This window comes from Sphingomonas sp. IC081 (assembly GCF_006874585.1).
Taxonomy (GTDB): Bacteria; Pseudomonadota; Alphaproteobacteria; order Sphingomonadales; family Sphingomonadaceae; genus Novosphingobium.
Genome location: NZ_CP029761.1, coordinates 346213 through 362155, shown reverse-complemented (window position 1 = coordinate 362155; position 15943 = coordinate 346213). Strand labels below are relative to the sequence as shown.

At 64.6% G+C, this 15943-nt stretch carries 14 protein-coding genes and 2 pseudogenes; 10 read left to right on the top strand and 6 right to left on the bottom strand.

Annotated elements, in window-relative coordinates; genetic code table 11:
* Positions 1–21 precede the first annotated feature (21 nt).
* Together DM450_RS01850 and DM450_RS01845 are read left to right on the top strand one after the other, a co-directional pair.
* Positions 22–741, top strand: coding sequence for an ABC transporter ATP-binding protein (locus DM450_RS01850; protein ID WP_142632341.1), 720 nt, complete (start codon positions 22–24; stop codon positions 739–741).
* Positions 734–3262 carry an ABC transporter permease gene (locus tag DM450_RS01845; protein ID WP_260610369.1) on the top strand — a complete coding sequence of 843 codons (2529 nt, stop codon included), beginning with the start codon at positions 734–736 and terminating at the stop codon, positions 3260–3262. The genes DM450_RS01850 and DM450_RS01845 overlap by 8 nt, the downstream gene beginning before the upstream one ends.
* A 70-nt stretch (positions 3263–3332) precedes the next feature.
* On the opposite strand, the gene DM450_RS01840 is transcribed toward DM450_RS01845, so the two are convergent.
* Positions 3333–3869: a DUF805 domain-containing protein gene (locus DM450_RS01840; RefSeq protein ID WP_312846158.1), complete on the bottom strand. Its 537-nt coding sequence runs from the start codon at positions 3867–3869 to the stop codon at positions 3333–3335.
* A 462-nt stretch (positions 3870–4331) separates the two neighbouring features.
* On the opposite strand from DM450_RS01840, the gene typA reads away from it, so the two are divergent.
* Positions 4332–6161 carry a translational GTPase TypA gene (gene typA, locus DM450_RS01835; protein WP_142632339.1) on the top strand — a complete coding sequence of 610 codons (1830 nt, stop codon included), beginning with the start codon at positions 4332–4334 and terminating at the stop codon, positions 6159–6161.
* A gap of 70 nt (positions 6162–6231) precedes the next feature.
* Here the strand turns inward: typA and DM450_RS01830 are convergent, their stop codons facing one another.
* Positions 6232–6642, bottom strand: coding sequence for a PilZ domain-containing protein (locus DM450_RS01830; RefSeq protein ID WP_142632338.1), 411 nt, complete (start codon positions 6640–6642; stop codon positions 6232–6234).
* 263 nt (positions 6643–6905) lie between these two features.
* On the opposite strand from DM450_RS01830, the gene DM450_RS01825 reads away from it, so the two are divergent.
* The 5 genes from DM450_RS01825 to DM450_RS01805 all read left to right on the top strand — a co-directional run bounded on the left by DM450_RS01825 (position 6906) and on the right by DM450_RS01805 (position 11537).
* Positions 6906–7598 (top strand): DUF969 domain-containing protein, encoded by a 693-nt coding sequence (locus tag DM450_RS01825; RefSeq protein ID WP_142632337.1) that lies wholly within the window; start codon positions 6906–6908, stop codon positions 7596–7598.
* A complete protein-coding gene (locus tag DM450_RS01820) occupies positions 7595–8551 on the top strand; it encodes a DUF979 domain-containing protein (protein WP_142632336.1) in 957 nt (318 codons plus the stop codon). Before DM450_RS01825 ends, DM450_RS01820 begins: the two co-directional genes overlap by 4 nt.
* Positions 8539–9534 (top strand): DUF2891 domain-containing protein, encoded by a 996-nt coding sequence (locus DM450_RS01815; RefSeq protein WP_142637385.1) that lies wholly within the window; start codon positions 8539–8541, stop codon positions 9532–9534. The genes DM450_RS01820 and DM450_RS01815 overlap by 13 nt, the downstream gene beginning before the upstream one ends.
* 743 nt (positions 9535–10277) lie before the next feature.
* The gene (locus DM450_RS01810; protein WP_142632335.1) at positions 10278–10859 is read left to right on the top strand and encodes a hypothetical protein; all 582 of its coding nucleotides are present in this window, start codon (positions 10278–10280) and stop codon (positions 10857–10859) included.
* Between the two features lie 303 nt (positions 10860–11162).
* Positions 11163–11537 carry an IS5 family transposase gene (locus DM450_RS01805; RefSeq protein ID WP_260610070.1) on the top strand — a complete coding sequence of 125 codons (375 nt, stop codon included), beginning with the start codon at positions 11163–11165 and terminating at the stop codon, positions 11535–11537.
* A 16-nt stretch (positions 11538–11553) separates the two neighbouring features.
* On the opposite strand, the pseudogene DM450_RS26445 reads toward DM450_RS01805, so the two are convergent.
* Positions 11554–12171 (bottom strand): annotated as a pseudogene (locus tag DM450_RS26445) (reverse transcriptase domain-containing protein); the annotation flags it as partial.
* A gap of 597 nt (positions 12172–12768) precedes the next feature.
* Positions 12769–13484, bottom strand: a pseudogene (locus tag DM450_RS01795) (IS3 family transposase); the annotation flags it as partial.
* Positions 13485–13812: 328 nt separating this feature from the next.
* Here DM450_RS01795 and DM450_RS01790 point away from each other — a divergent pair.
* Positions 13813–14307, top strand: coding sequence for a hypothetical protein (locus DM450_RS01790; RefSeq protein WP_185928680.1), 495 nt, complete (start codon positions 13813–13815; stop codon positions 14305–14307).
* A gap of 312 nt (positions 14308–14619) precedes the next feature.
* Here the strand turns inward: DM450_RS01790 and DM450_RS26085 are convergent, their stop codons facing one another.
* Positions 14620–15009, bottom strand: coding sequence for a hypothetical protein (locus DM450_RS26085; RefSeq protein ID WP_260610069.1), 390 nt, complete (start codon positions 15007–15009; stop codon positions 14620–14622).
* Positions 15006–15329 (bottom strand): hypothetical protein, encoded by a 324-nt coding sequence (locus DM450_RS01780; RefSeq protein WP_221889448.1) that lies wholly within the window; start codon positions 15327–15329, stop codon positions 15006–15008. Before DM450_RS01780 ends, DM450_RS26085 begins: the two co-directional genes overlap by 4 nt.
* A gap of 117 nt (positions 15330–15446) precedes the next feature.
* Between DM450_RS01780 and DM450_RS25670 the strand changes: the two genes are divergently transcribed.
* Positions 15447–15905 carry a hypothetical protein gene (locus DM450_RS25670; protein WP_185928679.1) on the top strand — a complete coding sequence of 153 codons (459 nt, stop codon included), beginning with the start codon at positions 15447–15449 and terminating at the stop codon, positions 15903–15905.
* Positions 15906–15943: the final 38 nt, after the last annotated feature.

Genomic DNA, 15943 nt, shown 5'->3' with positions numbered 1-15943 from the left:
AACGGCAAGCTGCACACCCATATGGGGTACGTGACCGATCCTGCCCAGCCCCCCTCCGCCACCCTCTCCGTCCATGCGCAAGACTTGCGGCTTACGTTAGGAAGCGGCGACAGTGCGGTGGAAATCCTGAAAGGCATCGACCTTGCGGTGCCGCAGGGGCAGACGCTGGCACTGCTGGGGCCGTCGGGTTCGGGCAAGTCCTCGCTGATGTCGGTGCTGTCCGGGCTTGAGCGAGCCTCCTCCGGCGCGCTGCATGTCGCGGGACAGGACTTTTCGGCGATGGACGAGGATGCTCTTGCCCGTTCGCGGCGCGGCCGGATCGGCGTGGTGCTTCAGGCCTTCCACTTGCTGCCGACGATGACCGCGCTGGAAAACGTGATGACGCCGCTGGAACTCGCCGGGATCGACGGCGCGCGTGAGCGGGCGGAGGCGGAACTCGCCGCCGTCGGGCTTGGCCACCGCCTCCACCATTACCCGGCGCAGCTTTCGGGCGGCGAGCAGCAGCGCGTGGCGATTGCCCGCGCGCTTGCGCCGCGCCCCTCGCTGGTTTTCGCGGACGAGCCGACCGGCAACCTCGATGCGGCGACCGGCCATACCATCGTCGACCTGCTCTTCGCCCGCCGCGCCGAAGCCGGGGCAACCCTGCTGATCATCACCCACGACAAAAGCCTCGCGCACCGCTGCGAGCGCGTGGTGACGCTGGCCGATGGCCGGATCGCGAGCGACACGCTTGCTGACTGAACGCACGATCTCCTGGCGGACCGCGTGGACGCTGGCCCGGCGTGACCTGTCGGCACGGTTCAAGGGCCTGCGACTGCTGCTGGTCTGCCTGTTCCTCGGCGTCAGCGCGCTGGCGGCGATCGGCAGCCTCACCGGATCGATCGAGCACGAACTGGTCGCGCGCGGGCGGCAGGTGCTGGGCGGTGACGTTGAGCTGCGGACATGGCAGCGCACGCTGTCCGACGCGGAGATGAAGGCGCTTGCCTCCTACGGCACGGTTTCGCGGGGCTACCGCCTGCAGGCCATCGTCCGCAAGGGAGACCTTACCGCGCCCGTGGCGCTGAAATCGGTGGATGCCGGCTGGCCGCTCTATGGCCGCCTGACGCTGCAGGACGGCCGCAAGGTCGGCGCTCCGCCAGAGGGGACGATCTGGCTGGCCGAGGGCACCGCGGCGCGGCTCGAAGTGAAGCCGGGTGACACCGTGACGGTGGCCGAAGTGCCCCAGAAGGTCGGCGGGATCATCGCCAGCGATCCCGAAACGCTCTCCGAGGGCTTTTCCTTCGGCGACACCGCGATCACGGCGCTGTCCCTGCCCGACCGCGCCGGGTTGACTGCCACCGGCGCGATGTATCGCAGCGCGGTGCGTGTGAAGTTCGCCGATCCCGCGCGCGATCCCGACGCGGTCGTGGATACACTCAAGCATCAGTTCGGCGATGCCGCTTTCGAAACCCGTACCCGCAAGGCCGCCTCGCCTTCCACGCAGCGCTTTGTCAGCCGGATGGGCCAGTTCCTCTCGCTGGTGGGGCTTGCCGCGCTGGCGATTGCCGGGATCGGCATCGGCGGCGGCGTGTCCTCCTACCTCGAAGCGCGGCGCAGCAGCATCGCCACCCTCAAGGTGCTGGGCGCGACTAGCCGTGACATCGCCCGTGTCTACCTCCTCCAGGTCGGCGCGGCGGCGCTGGCGGGAAGCCTGGCCGGCCTCGTCGTGGGGGTGGCGGTGACGCCGCTGCTCGCCCATGCGCTGGGCACCTTGCTGCCGGTGGAGGCGGGTTTCACATTCTCCCCCTTCGCCCTGCTGACTGCGGCAGCCTATGGCCTGCTGGTCGCGTTGGTCTTCGCCGCCCCGCCGCTGGCCCGCGCGCGCAGTTTTCCGGCGATGGCGCTGATGCGCGCCCGCGTCTCGCCGCTGGCGGCGCGAAGAATGGCATGGGCGCTGCCGGTGGGACTCGGCCTTGCCGCGATCGCCGCGCTGGCCATGCTCAATGCCGCACAGCCGCTGGTGACGGCGGGCTTCCTGGGCGGCGCTTCGGTCATGCTCGGCCTGCTGGCCCTGCTCGGCAGCGGCATCCGGCATCTGGCCGCGCGCCTGCCGCGTCCGCGCGACCCACTGCTGCGTGCGGGGCTCGCCAATCTCCATCGCCCCGGCGCGCAGACCGGCGCGCTGGTGACGGCGCTGGGTTTCGGGCTTTCAGCGTTCGTGCTGATCGCGGGCGTGCAGACCAGCCTCGACGCCAATATCCGCAAGAGCGTGCCCGACCGCGCGCCCGACTACTTCGTGCTCGATATCCCGCAGGACGGCGCCCAGGCCTTCCACGATCTGGTCGAGCGCGAGATTCCGGGCGCCACGGCCCACATTGTCCCCAACTTGCGCGGCCGCATCCTCGCCTTCGGCCCCAAGGACCACATGACGCGCGTCGCCGACATGAAGGACATCCCGGACGAGGCCTGGGCGCTTAAGGGCGAACGCGGCCTGACCTATTCGGCCTACCTTCCCGAAGGCAGCACCGTAACCTCCGGCCAATGGTGGCCGCCGATCTGGCGCGGCGAGCCGCTGGTCTCGCTGGACGAGAAATTCGCCCAGTCGGTTGGCCTCAAGGTGGGTGACTATGTGACCGTCAGCCTGCTCGGCGTGGAACGCACCGCGAAAGTGGCGGCGCTGCGCCGGATCGACTGGGACACGATGGGGCTGAACTTCGTACTGGTGTTCTCCCCCAACACGCTGGCCGATGCCCCGCACAAGCTGGCCGCGACCATCCAGGCGCCGCCGGGCCACGACGGCGCCCGGTTGCTGCCGCGCCTCGCCCGTATGTTCCCGTCGAGTTCGGTGATCGAGACCGGCACCGTGCTGGGCCAGGCGCGCGACCTGCTCGACCAGATGAGCGTGGCGATCCTAGCCGCCGCCTCGGTGGCGGTGCTGGCAGGCCTGGCGGTACTGCTGGGTGCCATCGCCGCCGCGCGGGCCAGCCGCACGTACGACAACGTGATCCTGCGCGTGCTCGGCGCCAGCCGGGGCCAGCTGCTGACGATCCAGCTGGTCGAATATGGTCTGCTGTCGCTGGTACTGGCCACGGTCGCGCTGGTTCTGGGCAGCGCTATGGCCTGGGCAGTGATCGTCAAGCTGTTCGAATTCGACTGGCTGCCCGACTGGCCCCGTATCCTGGCGGTACTGGGCGCCGGGCTTGTCCTCGTGCTGACATTCGCCCTCGCCGGTTCGCTGCCGCTGCTGCGGGCCAAACCGGCAAGAGCGCTGAGGGAACTATAGGCCACAAAAAAGGCCCCGAGAGGATCAGTCCACCCCGGGGCCTTCCCTTTATTTCGCCTCGCTTGCGCCCTCAGGCAAAGACGTCGGCGCCGGTGGGATCGAGGGGATCGTCACCGAAACGGTTGGGACCGGGCGTGCCTGGCAGGCACATGATGACCAGCGAGGCGATGCTGGCGATCCAGCCGACCATCGGGATTAAGCCTGCGAGAAAGAACCCCAGATACCACCAGCCGCTCATGTCCCGGTCATGGAAACGACGCACCGTCACCGCCAGCGACGGAACGATGATCGCCAGCCAGTAGATGCCCAGAATCGACATCGGCACGATCATGCTGGCGGTGAACAAGGCCGAAGGGCCGGCGCCGTTCTCGATGTCCTGGAAGAGATTAAACGAGAATGCGAAGGCCAGGAACACCGCGCCCAGCACCATCATCACGAGAAAGTTGAGAAGCGCGAACGCCCAATACTCGCCGCGCGCCGACCTGCCCTTGAAATCGGCAAAGCGCCGGAACGGCAGGATCATATTCTGAAGCATGTATTCCCCCTTGAAATTCAGGAAGATATACTTGCCCATCAGGATCGTGGCGGCAAGCAAAATGGGGCGCACATTGCTGCGCGCCCCTTGTCAGTCTGCAATCCGCGCGTCTCCTCCCCGCAGCGCACGAACCGCTTTCACGTTCCGGACTTATGCCGGTAACGCGCCGCCGTGTCGTGGGACACGGCTGGTTCCTCCTGATGTTTGCAAGCCTGAAGAAGATCCGCCAGAACCTGTCCGACATCTTCGGACCGATCTTCTGGCGGGAACCCCAGCCTTCCTCTCAACCGACGCCCGGAACTTGTCACTGTTCCGATCCGCCTTATTCTTTCGTTGCCGCCACTCTATCGGTTTGCCCAAGGCTTACAATCACTCGAAAGTCGGATTCGGAGACTTTCCGGCCAGCGTGACGGGAATGTCACATGTCGGCGCGTCGCGCCCCGCTTGCCGAAACAGACCATTTCGGTTAAGGGCGCGCCAATTTTGCGGCGCAGCAGGCGCTGCTGGCCAACTCCTCGAACCGATAGGCAACGCATGTCCGCCCCGCTTCCCTTGCGCAATATCGCAATCATTGCGCACGTCGACCACGGCAAGACCACCCTCGTCGACCAGCTTTTCCGCCAGTCCGGCACCTTCCGTGACAACCAGCGCGTCGAAGAACGCGCCATGGACTCGAACGACCTCGAAAAGGAACGCGGGATCACCATCCTTGCGAAGCCGACCTCGATCGAGTGGAACGGCTACCGCATCAACATCGTCGACACGCCCGGCCACGCCGACTTCGGCGCCGAAGTGGAACGCATCCTCTCGATGGTCGACGGCGTGATCCTGCTGGTCGACTCGTCGGAAGGCGCGATGCCGCAGACCAAGTTCGTCACCGGCAAGGCGCTCGGCCTCGGCCTCAAGCCGATCGTCGTCGTCAACAAGATCGACCGTCCCGACGGCCGCCACGCCGAAGTGCTGGACGAAGTGTTCGACCTCTTCGTCAGCCTCGACGCCAACGACGAGCAGCTCGACTTCCCGACCCTCTACGCCTCGGGCCGCAACGGCTACGCCAGCTACGATCCGGACGCGCGCGAAGGCACGCTGACCCCCCTGTTCGAAAAGATCGTCGAGCACGTCCCCGCGCCGAACCTCGACGTCGACGCGCCGTTCTCGTTCCTCGCCACCCTGCTGGACCGCGACAACTTCATGGGCCGCGTCCTCACCGGCCGCGTCCAGTCGGGCACGCTCAAGGTCAACGACCCGATCCGCGCCATCGACGCCGACGGCAAGGTGATCGAAGTGGGCCGCGCCTCCAAGGTGCTGACCTTCCGCGGCCTCGACCGCGTGCCGGTCGACGAAGCCCGCGCCGGTGACATCATCGCGCTGGCCGGTCTCGAAAAGGCCACCGTCGCCAACACCATCGCCGCCCCCGAAGTGAGCGTGCCGATCAAGGCCCAGCCGATCGATCCGCCGACCCTGGCGATGCGATTCGCGGTCAACGATTCGCCGCTCGCCGGCCGTGAAGGCGACAAGGTGACCAGCCGCATGATCCGCGACCGCCTGATGCGCGAAGCGGAAACCAACGTCGCCATCCGCGTCACCGAATCGGCCGACAAGGACAGCTTCGAAGTTGCCGGTCGCGGCGAACTGCAGCTGGGCGTCGTGATCGAGACGATGCGCCGCGAAGGCTTCGAACTGGGCATCAGCCGTCCGCGCGTGCTGTTCGGCACCGACGAGAACGGTGGCCGCACCGAGCCTTACGAAACCGTCGTGATCGACGTGGACGACGAATTCTCGGGCACCGTCGTCGAGAAGATGCAGCGCCGCAAGGCCGAGCTTACCGACATGCGTCCTTCGGGCGCCGGCAAGACCCGCATCACCTTCTCGGCCCCCTCGCGCGGCCTGATCGGCTACCACGGCGAGTTCCTCTCGGACACCCGCGGCACCGGCATCATGAACCGCCTGTTCGAGAAGTACGACAGCCACAAGGGCCCGATCGAAGGCCGCCTCAACGGCGTGCTGATCTCGAACGGCACCGGTGAAGCCGTCGGCTACGCGCTGAACAGCCTCGAAGATCGCGGCATCCTGTTCGTGAAGCCGCAGGAAAAGATCTACGAGGGCATGATCATCGGCGAGAACGCCAAGCCCGACGATCTCGAAGTGAACCCGATGAAGTCGAAGCAGCTGACGAACTTCCGTTCGACCGGCAAGGACGACGCCATCCGCCTCACGCCCCCCAAGGTCATGACGCTGGAACAGGCGATCGCCTACATCGACGACGACGAAATGGTCGAAGTGACCCCGCAGTCGGTCCGTCTGCGCAAGGCGATCCTCGATCCGCACGAGCGCAAGAAGGCGAACCGCAAGAAGGACGCCTGATCCCGAAACAAAAACCCCGCCGGCGCAATCCGGCGGGGTTTTTTGTTGTACGTCTGAAGAAACCTGATGATTAAAGGCTGGAGCCGCCCTGCACCCAGTTGCGCGCTGCCTGGCGCAGCAAGTCGGTATCGCGCGGCAGGTGCGCATTATCGTCCAGCGCGCGTGTGCCGAGCAGGATGCCCTCGGAAATCGGATCGAAGAAGGCCACGCCGCAATATTGCCCGCGGGTCCACACGACTTCGCCGAAAGCCTCGAACTTGCCCCATTCGAGCAGGACTTCCCCCCCGACCTTGAGCAATGCATCGGTGGCGATCTTCGCGCCGCTCAGCGACAGGTCGGCAAGGATGCCCACCTTGGTCTGCGTGCGTGTCACCACCCGAATGGGCAGGCGCACGCGTAACCGGCTTCGGGCCCGACGCCCGCGATCGGCACCCTGGACGCCGCCTGACGAGAATTGCGAACCGGAGGGGACTTCAGTCATAGTGTAATCTTGCCATTGTCTTGCCTAGCCACACGTTTGCGCGGGTCTAGTGGAACTGCCTTAGACACTCCGGCTTGGCCGCAGCCCGGGCCCATGGGAAACACGACCCGTCCCCACGGGTTCCTTCGGCAGTTCATTATAGGGAGCCGGCGCTGCGCGATGGACGCCGGCCTGCGCGAAAATATCTTCCCCATGCTTCCATGTTTGCGCTTTGCCGTTAGACCTCTCGTCCGGGCGCAATCGGAACCGGAACAGACAGGCAGATGATCGAATACGGGCCACTGGCCGGAATTCTTGTTGTGATCGCAGGATTTGCTTTGCGATTCAATCCATTGGCTGTCGTGGCCGCTGCCGCCGTGGTTACCGGCCTGCTGGGCCACATGAGCCTCGTCCAGGTGATCGCGCTGCTCGGCAAGGGCTTCAACGACAACCGCTTCGTCACCGTCGTCTACGTGGTGCTGCCGGTGATCGGCCTGCTCGAACGCTTCGGCCTGCAGCAGCGCGCGCGCACGCTGATCGAGGGCATGCGCGGCGCCACCGTGGGACGGCTGCTCATATCCTATCTCGCGTTCCGGCAGATCCTCGCGGCACTCGGCCTGACCTCGATCGCCGGCCCGGCGCAGACCGTACGACCGCTGGTCGCCCCGATGGCCGAGGCGGCCGCGCGCAAGCAGGCCCCGGAGGTTACCGAAGACGACATCGAGGAGGTCAAGTCCATGGCGGCCGCCACCGACAATGTCGGCGTGTTCTTCGGAGAGGACGTGTTCATCGCGATCGGCTCGATCCTGCTGATCCAGGGCGTGCTCAAGAGCCAGGGCATCGACATTGCGCCCATCCATCTCTCGCTCTGGGCGATCCCGACCGCGATCTGCGCCTTTGCCATCCACGCCTTCCGCCTGCACCGCTTCGACCGCCGCCTGCGCGCCGCCCCCGCTGCCCGGGACACCGAGGCATGATCGGCATCGGCACGATCTACGCGCTGGCCGGCATCGTCTTTGCCGCCTTTGCCCTTGCCAGCCTGCGGGACCGCGCCAACCCCCGGCGCTGGGGCAACGGCGCGTTCTGGGGGCTCATCGCGGCGAGCCTGCTGCTGGGCGACCGTCTCGGCGACTTCGGCAACGGCTTGCTGGTCCTTGCACTGGTGGCCATCGCCGGAACCCGCAGCCTCGGGCACGGCAGCCCCCGCACCACCGGCAATGCCGAGCGCGAGGCCAGCGCCGCCCGGCTCGGCTCGCGCCTGTTCCTGCCCGCCCTCATCGTCCCGGTGACCGCGTTCTGCGGCACCCTGCTGTTCAATTACGCGGGGCTGGAGCGCCTCGGCCTGGTCGATCCACGCTGGATCACGCTGGCCCTGCTGGTGCTGGGCGTCGTGATCGCGCTGGGCGTCACGATGCTGTGGCAGCGCCCGCCGCTCACCGCGCCGGTCGAGGAAGGCCGGCGCCTGATGGACTCGATCGGCTGGGCCGCGCTGCTTCCGCAGATGCTTGCCGCACTGGGCGTCGTCTTCACCGCCGCCGGGGTCGGCACCGCGGTCGGCGCCATTACCCAGAGCATCCTGCCGAGCGGCAACGTATTCCTCGCGGTTGTCGTCTTTGCGCTCGGCATGGCGCTGTTCACGGTGGTCATGGGCAATGCCTTTGCCGCCTTCCCGGTGATGGCGAGCGCGGTCGGCGTGCCGATCCTCATCCGCCTCCACGGCGGCGATCCGGCGGTTGTCGGCGCGGTCGGCATGCTGGCGGGTTTCTGCGGCACGCTGCTGACGCCGATGGCCGCCAACTTCAACATGGTTCCCGCCGCCCTGCTCGAACTGAAGGACGAGCATGCGGTGATCCGCCGCCAGGTCGGCACGGCCCTGCCCCTGCTCGCCTGCAACATCGCCATCCTCTACATCGCCGGATTCCTGCTGTGACCCCATCCCCTGAAACCGCCGCCCGGTTCATCCGCATCGCGCTGGGCCATGTCGGCCGCGAATATCCGCACAAGCTCGACCACACGATGTCCTCGGATGCCGACGTGCTGCCACCGCGCGTGCTGCATCCGGCCTTCCACGGCAGCTACGACTGGCATTCCTGCGTACACGGCTGGTGGACCATCCTCACGCTCGCGCGCCTGCACCCGGACCTGCCCGAAGCCGCTCAGGCCATCGCCCGTGCCGACGAGACTTTCACCGAGGACAAGCTCACCGCCGAACTGGCCTATCTCGACCGCCCGCTTTCCGGCGGCTTCGAGCGCCCCTACGGCTGGGCCTGGCTGCTCTACCTGCACCTCGAGGCAGGTCGTCATGCGGACAAGCCCTGGGCAGTGCGGCTCGAACCGCTGGCCCGCGCCTTTGCAGCACGGCTCGCCCACTACCTGACGATCCTCACCTACCCGATCCGTACCGGCACGCACTTCAACAGCGCCTTTGCGCTCGCGCTGTCGCTGGAATGGGCCGACACGTTCGACCCTGCGCTGGCCGACCAGATCCGCACCAAGGCCGCAACCTGGTTCGCCGGCGATGCGGACTGCCAGGCCTGGGAGCCCGGCGGCGACGAATTCCTGTCCTCGGCGCTCAGCGAAGCATTGCTGATGCGCCGCGCACTGGGTGAAGACGCCTTCACCGACTGGTTCGCGCAGTTCCTGCCCAACCTTGCCCAACGCCGCCCGGCCTCGCTGTTCACCCCGGCCCATGTCAGCGACCGCAGCGACGGCAAGATCGCCCATCTCGACGGACTCAACCTGAGCCGCGGCTGGGCCTGGCGCGAAATCGCCTCGGCCACCCCGGCACTGGCACAGATCGCCGGTGAAGCCGCCGAAGCCCACCTCGCCGCCGGGCTGGAACACATTGAGGGCGACTACATGGGCGAGCACTGGCTGGCGAGTTTTGCGCTGCTTGCAGAGTTGGCGAAGTGACTGCACCCATCCTCTCGCTGAATGTGAACCGAAAAATCCGATCCGGCAGCGCACTTCCTAACGTGGACACAATTCTTGTCCCTACATCGGCGTGAGCAATCCGTGAATCTCCAACGTGTCGCTTGATCGCTTGTGCTATGACGGCATCCTTTTCGGCAGCACGAAAATATTGGACGGCAATACGACTTTGGTTCGCGGTGCTTTGCACCGCCACCGCTTCCGCGATGAGGCCGAACCAGCAAATCCTTCGCTTGCGTTGCGAACCATATCCGCTGGCGGCAACAGTTATTGCCTCAAAGGATGCCCGCCGTGTCCGATAAGCATATCTCGCGTTCCCGGAAAGAAATCCGGGGCCGATGAGCCCCTGAATGCTCCAGCGCTAGCTGTAGCGACGCCAACCAAACCGTCACCACCGGCTTTTCATCAAGACCCGAACAAATGGGACGCCGAATTAATTTCGCATCCTTGGCGTCAGGATTCTGGTCTGTTATACTGTCAAGGCGCTGCGCAAAGGGCAGCGCCGGGACTGGTAATCCCGCTGACCAAAGCAAACTCGGAAAACTCAGTTTTCCGGGGTGCCGTTGTGCATGTCCAAACCTTCGGGTTAAAGACGGCGGCGCATGCGGTCAGCATGTTACCAGCTCCGGCGGCTCCCGCGCGTTAGCGTGCGGGAGTTCGGGACTGGTCCGCAAGTTGTTCCGAGCCTTCCGCCAACCCGCCTTGGTGCGGACCCGGAGGTGCCAATGGACGTTCAAGTTCCTGTAGCTTCACCCGATCAGATCGCCGCTGTCTCTGCGGCGCTGAACTCCTTGCCCAATGACAATTCCGCACTCGCTGCGCTCTGGAAAATCTACGGCGCCGAACCGGTGCGATTGCTGCGTACCCAACAGGGACGCAGCCTTAGCCGCGAACGGGTCAAACGCGCGGAAGGCTTCATGTGCGGGCTCGCCCCTGACGCGCCGTTCCACTGGCACTATTTCCTCTACACGTCGGGGATTGTCGCGCAGTTGGCGCTGTCCTCGCACCTGCTCGATGTGGGCTTTCCGGATAACTGGTGCGCACGCCACATCAGCCTCCACGTCGACAGGTCGCTTACCTACGCCAATGTCACCGGCTTCGGGTACGATTGCCCCGAGACGGCGCGGCTACTGCAGGTGCTCTCGCCTTATTGGAAGTGGAACCGCAACCGCCCCGGCGACGGCAATCTGCTCGCCGACGGCGGCTTCACTCCCGATCAGGTTCGCCCGCTGGTTTCCGCGCTGGTCGAACACGTCCGCCAAGTGACCGGCCATGCCCGGCCCCGGCAGCGCGCAATGCGATCCTGATCTGGCGTCCGCAGCAACCGTGCTGCGGTTCCGTCGAACAGCGACAGGGCCGCCGGCAAATCGTGCGATTCGCGCGCCGATGATGGCGACGTTGCGTATGCAATGCCTGCAATGGGACGGCTTGGGACACAGCCAAATGCCTTGCGCCCCCTGCGACAAAATTTTTTGTCGTCCCAAGCCAACCTCAGGCGTCCCAGTGCGTCCGATTGACTGAATTCCTGGTTAGGTGTTAGGTCGCGTTGACAAAAGGGATTCCCATCCCGGTGAAGTTCTGATTCAAGCCTGCCTTTTGGAAGGGCAGGCATGGATCGCGGCGACCTGAGCGACGCAGAATGGGAATTGATCGGGCCACTGCTCCCACCCGAGCGTGGCAGGCATGCTCGCCCGGCCGGAGATAACCGGCGCTATCTCAATGGAATGCTGCACGTCCTGCGAGTTGGATGCCCCTGGCGCGACATGCATGAGCGTTATGGGAAATGGAACTCGGTCTACGTCCGGTTCCGGCGCTGGGCCGAGCAAGGCGTCTGGGATGCCATGCTGCAAACTCTGGTCGATCTCGGCCTGACCGACGACTGGCAGCACATGATCGACAGCACCACGGTTCGCGGCCATGTCTCGGCCGTAGGCGGAAACGTATGGCTCGCCCCGCCGGCAAGCGGTTTGTGTCTGACGATCTGAGCAGTCTGCGAAAACGTATCCGGCCTTTCAGCATGGTGCTGTTGGCCAAGATGGAGAACCGATCATCCCGGATACGCCGCCGGACACAGCGAAGTAGAAGCCGATGGTGTACCGTGTCGAAGTAGCTCGCCAGATCACCTTCGATGATCCAGCGGCCCCGCGTCCCGGCACCACTATCCTGCAACTGTATCTTCACTGTCCGGACAGCATGATGCACGCTGCGTTCCGGCCGGAAGCCATAGGAAAGGCGATGGAAGTCGCTCTCCCAGATCGGCTCCATCGCCATCAGCATCGCACGTTGGATGATGCGGTCTTTCAGGGTCGGGATACCCAGCGGGCGTTTCTTGCCATTGGCTTTCGGGATATAGATTCGCCTGACCGGCTGCGGGACGTAATTCCCCGTCAGCAAGTCCGTTCGCAGGCTGGCCAGATGTTCTGCCAATCCATCCTGCATCCGTTGCTTGTCCATTCCGTCTATGCCCGGAGTCTTGGCACCGCTCGATGCCAATGTAATCCGGGCGGCTTCGGCAAGCCACGCCCTGTCGGCGATGAGCCGGAGGAGACGATCGAACCGGCGGTTCGGATCGCTCTCGGCCCATGTCGCGAGCTTGTGCTGCATTTCACTGATTATCAAAGGTCTTCACCTCGTTTGGTCAGGTAGTTTGCACTTCAAGCTGATTGAACTGTCCTCCTTCGCCATGTGACAGGCTTTCCCTGTCGCGGACTACTACGGGGACTCCGCCAGCATGGTGGACATCGGGGCCAACTCCCTTGGCATTCCATCATGCCTTCCCTCGTTCATATGCTGGACTTTCACGCGCTGGGGAGGCTGCCGGTCGCAGTCCTTTTCCTTGCGTCCCGCAAGTCGATGCCGATGCCATGACCTGGCTGCGTTCTCTCCATGGCTCCATGCGGGCGATCTACATGTACGACCGCATTCGGATGCCGCCGACATACGCCTCCGGCGCCATCATCAGCATTCCGCCTGTTAAGCCGTGTAGGCGAAGGCGACATTTCAGCCCTCGGATGCGGATTAACCGGTTCGTGTTCCTCAACCTTCCAGCGCTACAGCCTCGGGGACTATCTTGGCGTAGCGGCTTCGCCTCAATCCCCTTTACCTGCGGGCTACGTCACCCTGCCAGTTGACAGCAGGTCACCGCCGCTTGGGCTCATGCCCCCTCACAGCAGAGGGCAGGGCATTCGTTCAATTCCTCCTTTCTCTTTTGCATTCCAACATACGCCTCCCGGACCATCCGGGACGAGGCGCACTGTACGTCACGTCGGCGCACCACACGTGATTGGGCCGTTCGATCGCCAGCTTGCGCAGTAGATACGGATAGACCCGGTGCTGCGGGTGCGGATCGCTCGTGCGGGGCCGCTGGTAGATCGGCGTCAGCCCCATCTTCGCCATCAGGCGACGCACCCGACGGCGACCGACCTCGTGCCCGGCACGCCGCAGGTGCCGCGCCATCTGGCGGCTGCCGCACCACGGGCAGTCCAGGAACGTCGCGTCGATCACCGTCATCAGCGCCAGCGTCTCGTCCGTTTCCGGCACCGGGGCGTAGTAATACGAGGAGCGGCTGATGCGCAGCAGGCGGCACTGCGCCGTGATCGACAGGCAGTGGTGAGCAGATTCGACCATCGCCCGCCTCCGGTCCACGCTCATCGACCGAAGGCTTTCGCTAAAAAATCCCGCTCGACGACCAGTTGCCCGATCTTGGCATGCAGCTTTTCCACCTCGCTCTCGCTGACGGCCTTGGCCACCTCGCCAGCCCCGGAGAACGTGCCTGCCATGCCGTCGATGGCCTCCCGCTTCCACGACGCGATCATCGTGTGGTGCACACCATGCTTGGCTGCCAGCTCCGCCAGCGTCAGATCGCCCCGGATCGCTTCCAGCGCGACCTTGGCCTTAAAATCGGCGCTGTAGCGCTTCCTCGTCGTCTTCATTCCCGTACCAATCCATCAGGTCGGGAGTAGCTTAACACCCTGTCCAGAAAACCGGCACCACCTCAGGGCGACTGCATCGGGAATCGGAAAGCTGGTGCGGGTGTCTAGTTAGACAATGCCCCTCCGCTTGTGAAAGTCGCGACTAAGCCCAATCCGATGCAAACCCATAACGCTCCGGACACAAGCAGAATCATTCCAAGCTTCGAATTCGCAACGTCTTTCATCGACTGTCCAATCAAGAGAGTGCCGAGGCCGCTATATCATTGTAGGGAAGATGGACATCGCACCTGTCGTTGCTCCGCAGTTTTTATGAGCAAGGGAAGCTGAAATGACGCTGAACCCGATCCCGATCGGCTTGTGCCTCGCGGGCGCCGGTGTCACCGCCTTGCTCAGTGCATGGGGCGGATGGACCGTCAACGACTGGCGCGACGACAGCAAGGCGCTGGCAGCCGTGGAGACGGCCGCAAAGGAACTCAATGCGGCCCGCGCCACCGTCGACCGCGCCGCCACCGCCTACGAACAGGAGAAGCCCATTGCTGCCGCTCAATCCTTCGTGCGCGAAAGCACGATCCGCGAGATCTGCAAGGATCGGCCTGTGCCTGCTGACTGCGCCGTGCCTGATGCTGCTCGCAGCATGCTCGACAACGCAGTCGACGCCGCCAACGCCCGAGCTTCAGGCCAACTTGCGCCAGCCCTCCCGCCGCTTCCGAAACCGCCGGTGCCGCTCACTGATCCGGAGCGGGCAGTCTGGGAAAACACGATGATCGCGATGTACGGCGACTGCGCTGCGCGACACCTGCGGAGCGTGGAGGCGGGGCGGTAGTCACGATTGTCCGGAAGACTATCCACCTATACACTGCTGCGATGCAACAATCAGTTTCAACTCCCCGCATCATTGCCCTTTCAGCGTTATTCGCAGTTTTCGGCGCGATTGGGAGGGCAACAATCCAGCAGGTTGAAACTCGGTGGCAGATCTTGATCTTCATCCTGATCGCCACCCTAGTTGAGGTCTTATGCAGCAGTAACGACGCCCCCGTGAGCAAAGGGCGGTTTCTGTTGAACTGCGCCGCCGCCACGATCTCAATCGTCTCGACGAAGTGGTACTTGGAAGGCTTCAACCTGTCGTAAGGAGGCCTCAATAGCTGGCCCAATCCAACTCCGCCTCGTCGACTGCGGCGAACATGTTGCCATCGGCTCCGCACTCCCGCAGCCGCGTCCGCACCGCCTCCGGGTCGCCCTCCAGCGGGAATTTCGGATCCACCTTGGCTGCTTTGACCAAGCGACCGAGTAGGCCTGTGCCCGACTGGCGCACACGCCAGCGACCAAACGGGCCGCGTTCGGCCGGGCTCTCGACCTTGCCCATATCCCGCAACCGGGTGTCCTGCGGCGCGGCCGCATAGCCGCGGCAGCCCTTGAACTGGGTTATGTCTTGCCAGTCGCCCTTGCCGTCGCAGATCTGCCCGACCTCGCGGCGCAGGTCAGCAAGCACCCGGGCATTGTCCCTATCCATCGTCGTCTCCATCATCTCACTCGCCTGACTGCCGCCTTCCACGAATGCTCCGGCGGCCATGGCAGTTCGAAGTCGCCCTCGGCCCATGGCACCGGCTCAAGCGTCACCGGCCGCACCTTTACGCCTCGCGGCGACCGGCAGACCCGGCACCAGAAGCGTTCCCGCGCCGGGCCGAACTGATCGTTCCAGCGCCGCCGCTCGAAGTGCCACCAGAGGCAATGCGCCTCGAACCGCGAGCTCTGCCCACACCGGCAGACCACCAGCACCGACCTGTGCAACGTGGCGGCTTCGAAGATGCACGTCGGCGTCATCAGGCCATCGTTTGACCATCGCATCGCCACACCGAATCATCACCCCATAGTCGGAACATATAGCGAACAAACGTTGAGATCGAGTCCGATTGACTCCGTCCGCCGCAGGGCCATCATGCTGGCATGTGCAACCTCCACCGGATGACGGCGCCGGCCGATGCGGTCGCCAAGCTGTTTTCGGCCGCGCCCTCGGCTGGCACGAACTTCGCAGCCGAGGTCTACCCCAAATACACCCGGATCGTCGTTGCCGAGGGTGCCGTCCGCTGCTCTGGGTTGTCAGTGCATGCGCAGCTTGTACGCTGGCACACAGCCCCCAGCACAGGAACACCGATGACTTACGACAAGCCCAACGCCCTCCTCATCGCGAATGCGGTAGCTGACTATCTGGAGGAGGAGCTCGGCAAAAGTACCGATACGTTCATTCCGGTGCATCGCGAGATCGCCGTAACAGCGCTCGGCATCGTGCTGGCTGCAGCGGACAGCCTAACCTCTCTTATTCACGACGCTCGGTTTCGGGCCCGCTCTGGGCATTTGCTGCGGCTGGCTGTATTGCGCGGACGACCGGCATCGCTGGCGTTTGTTTCACCGCATTCGGATTGATGGGCTTTTCGGGTTGAAGGGCTGGGCTCGGAGTTCTG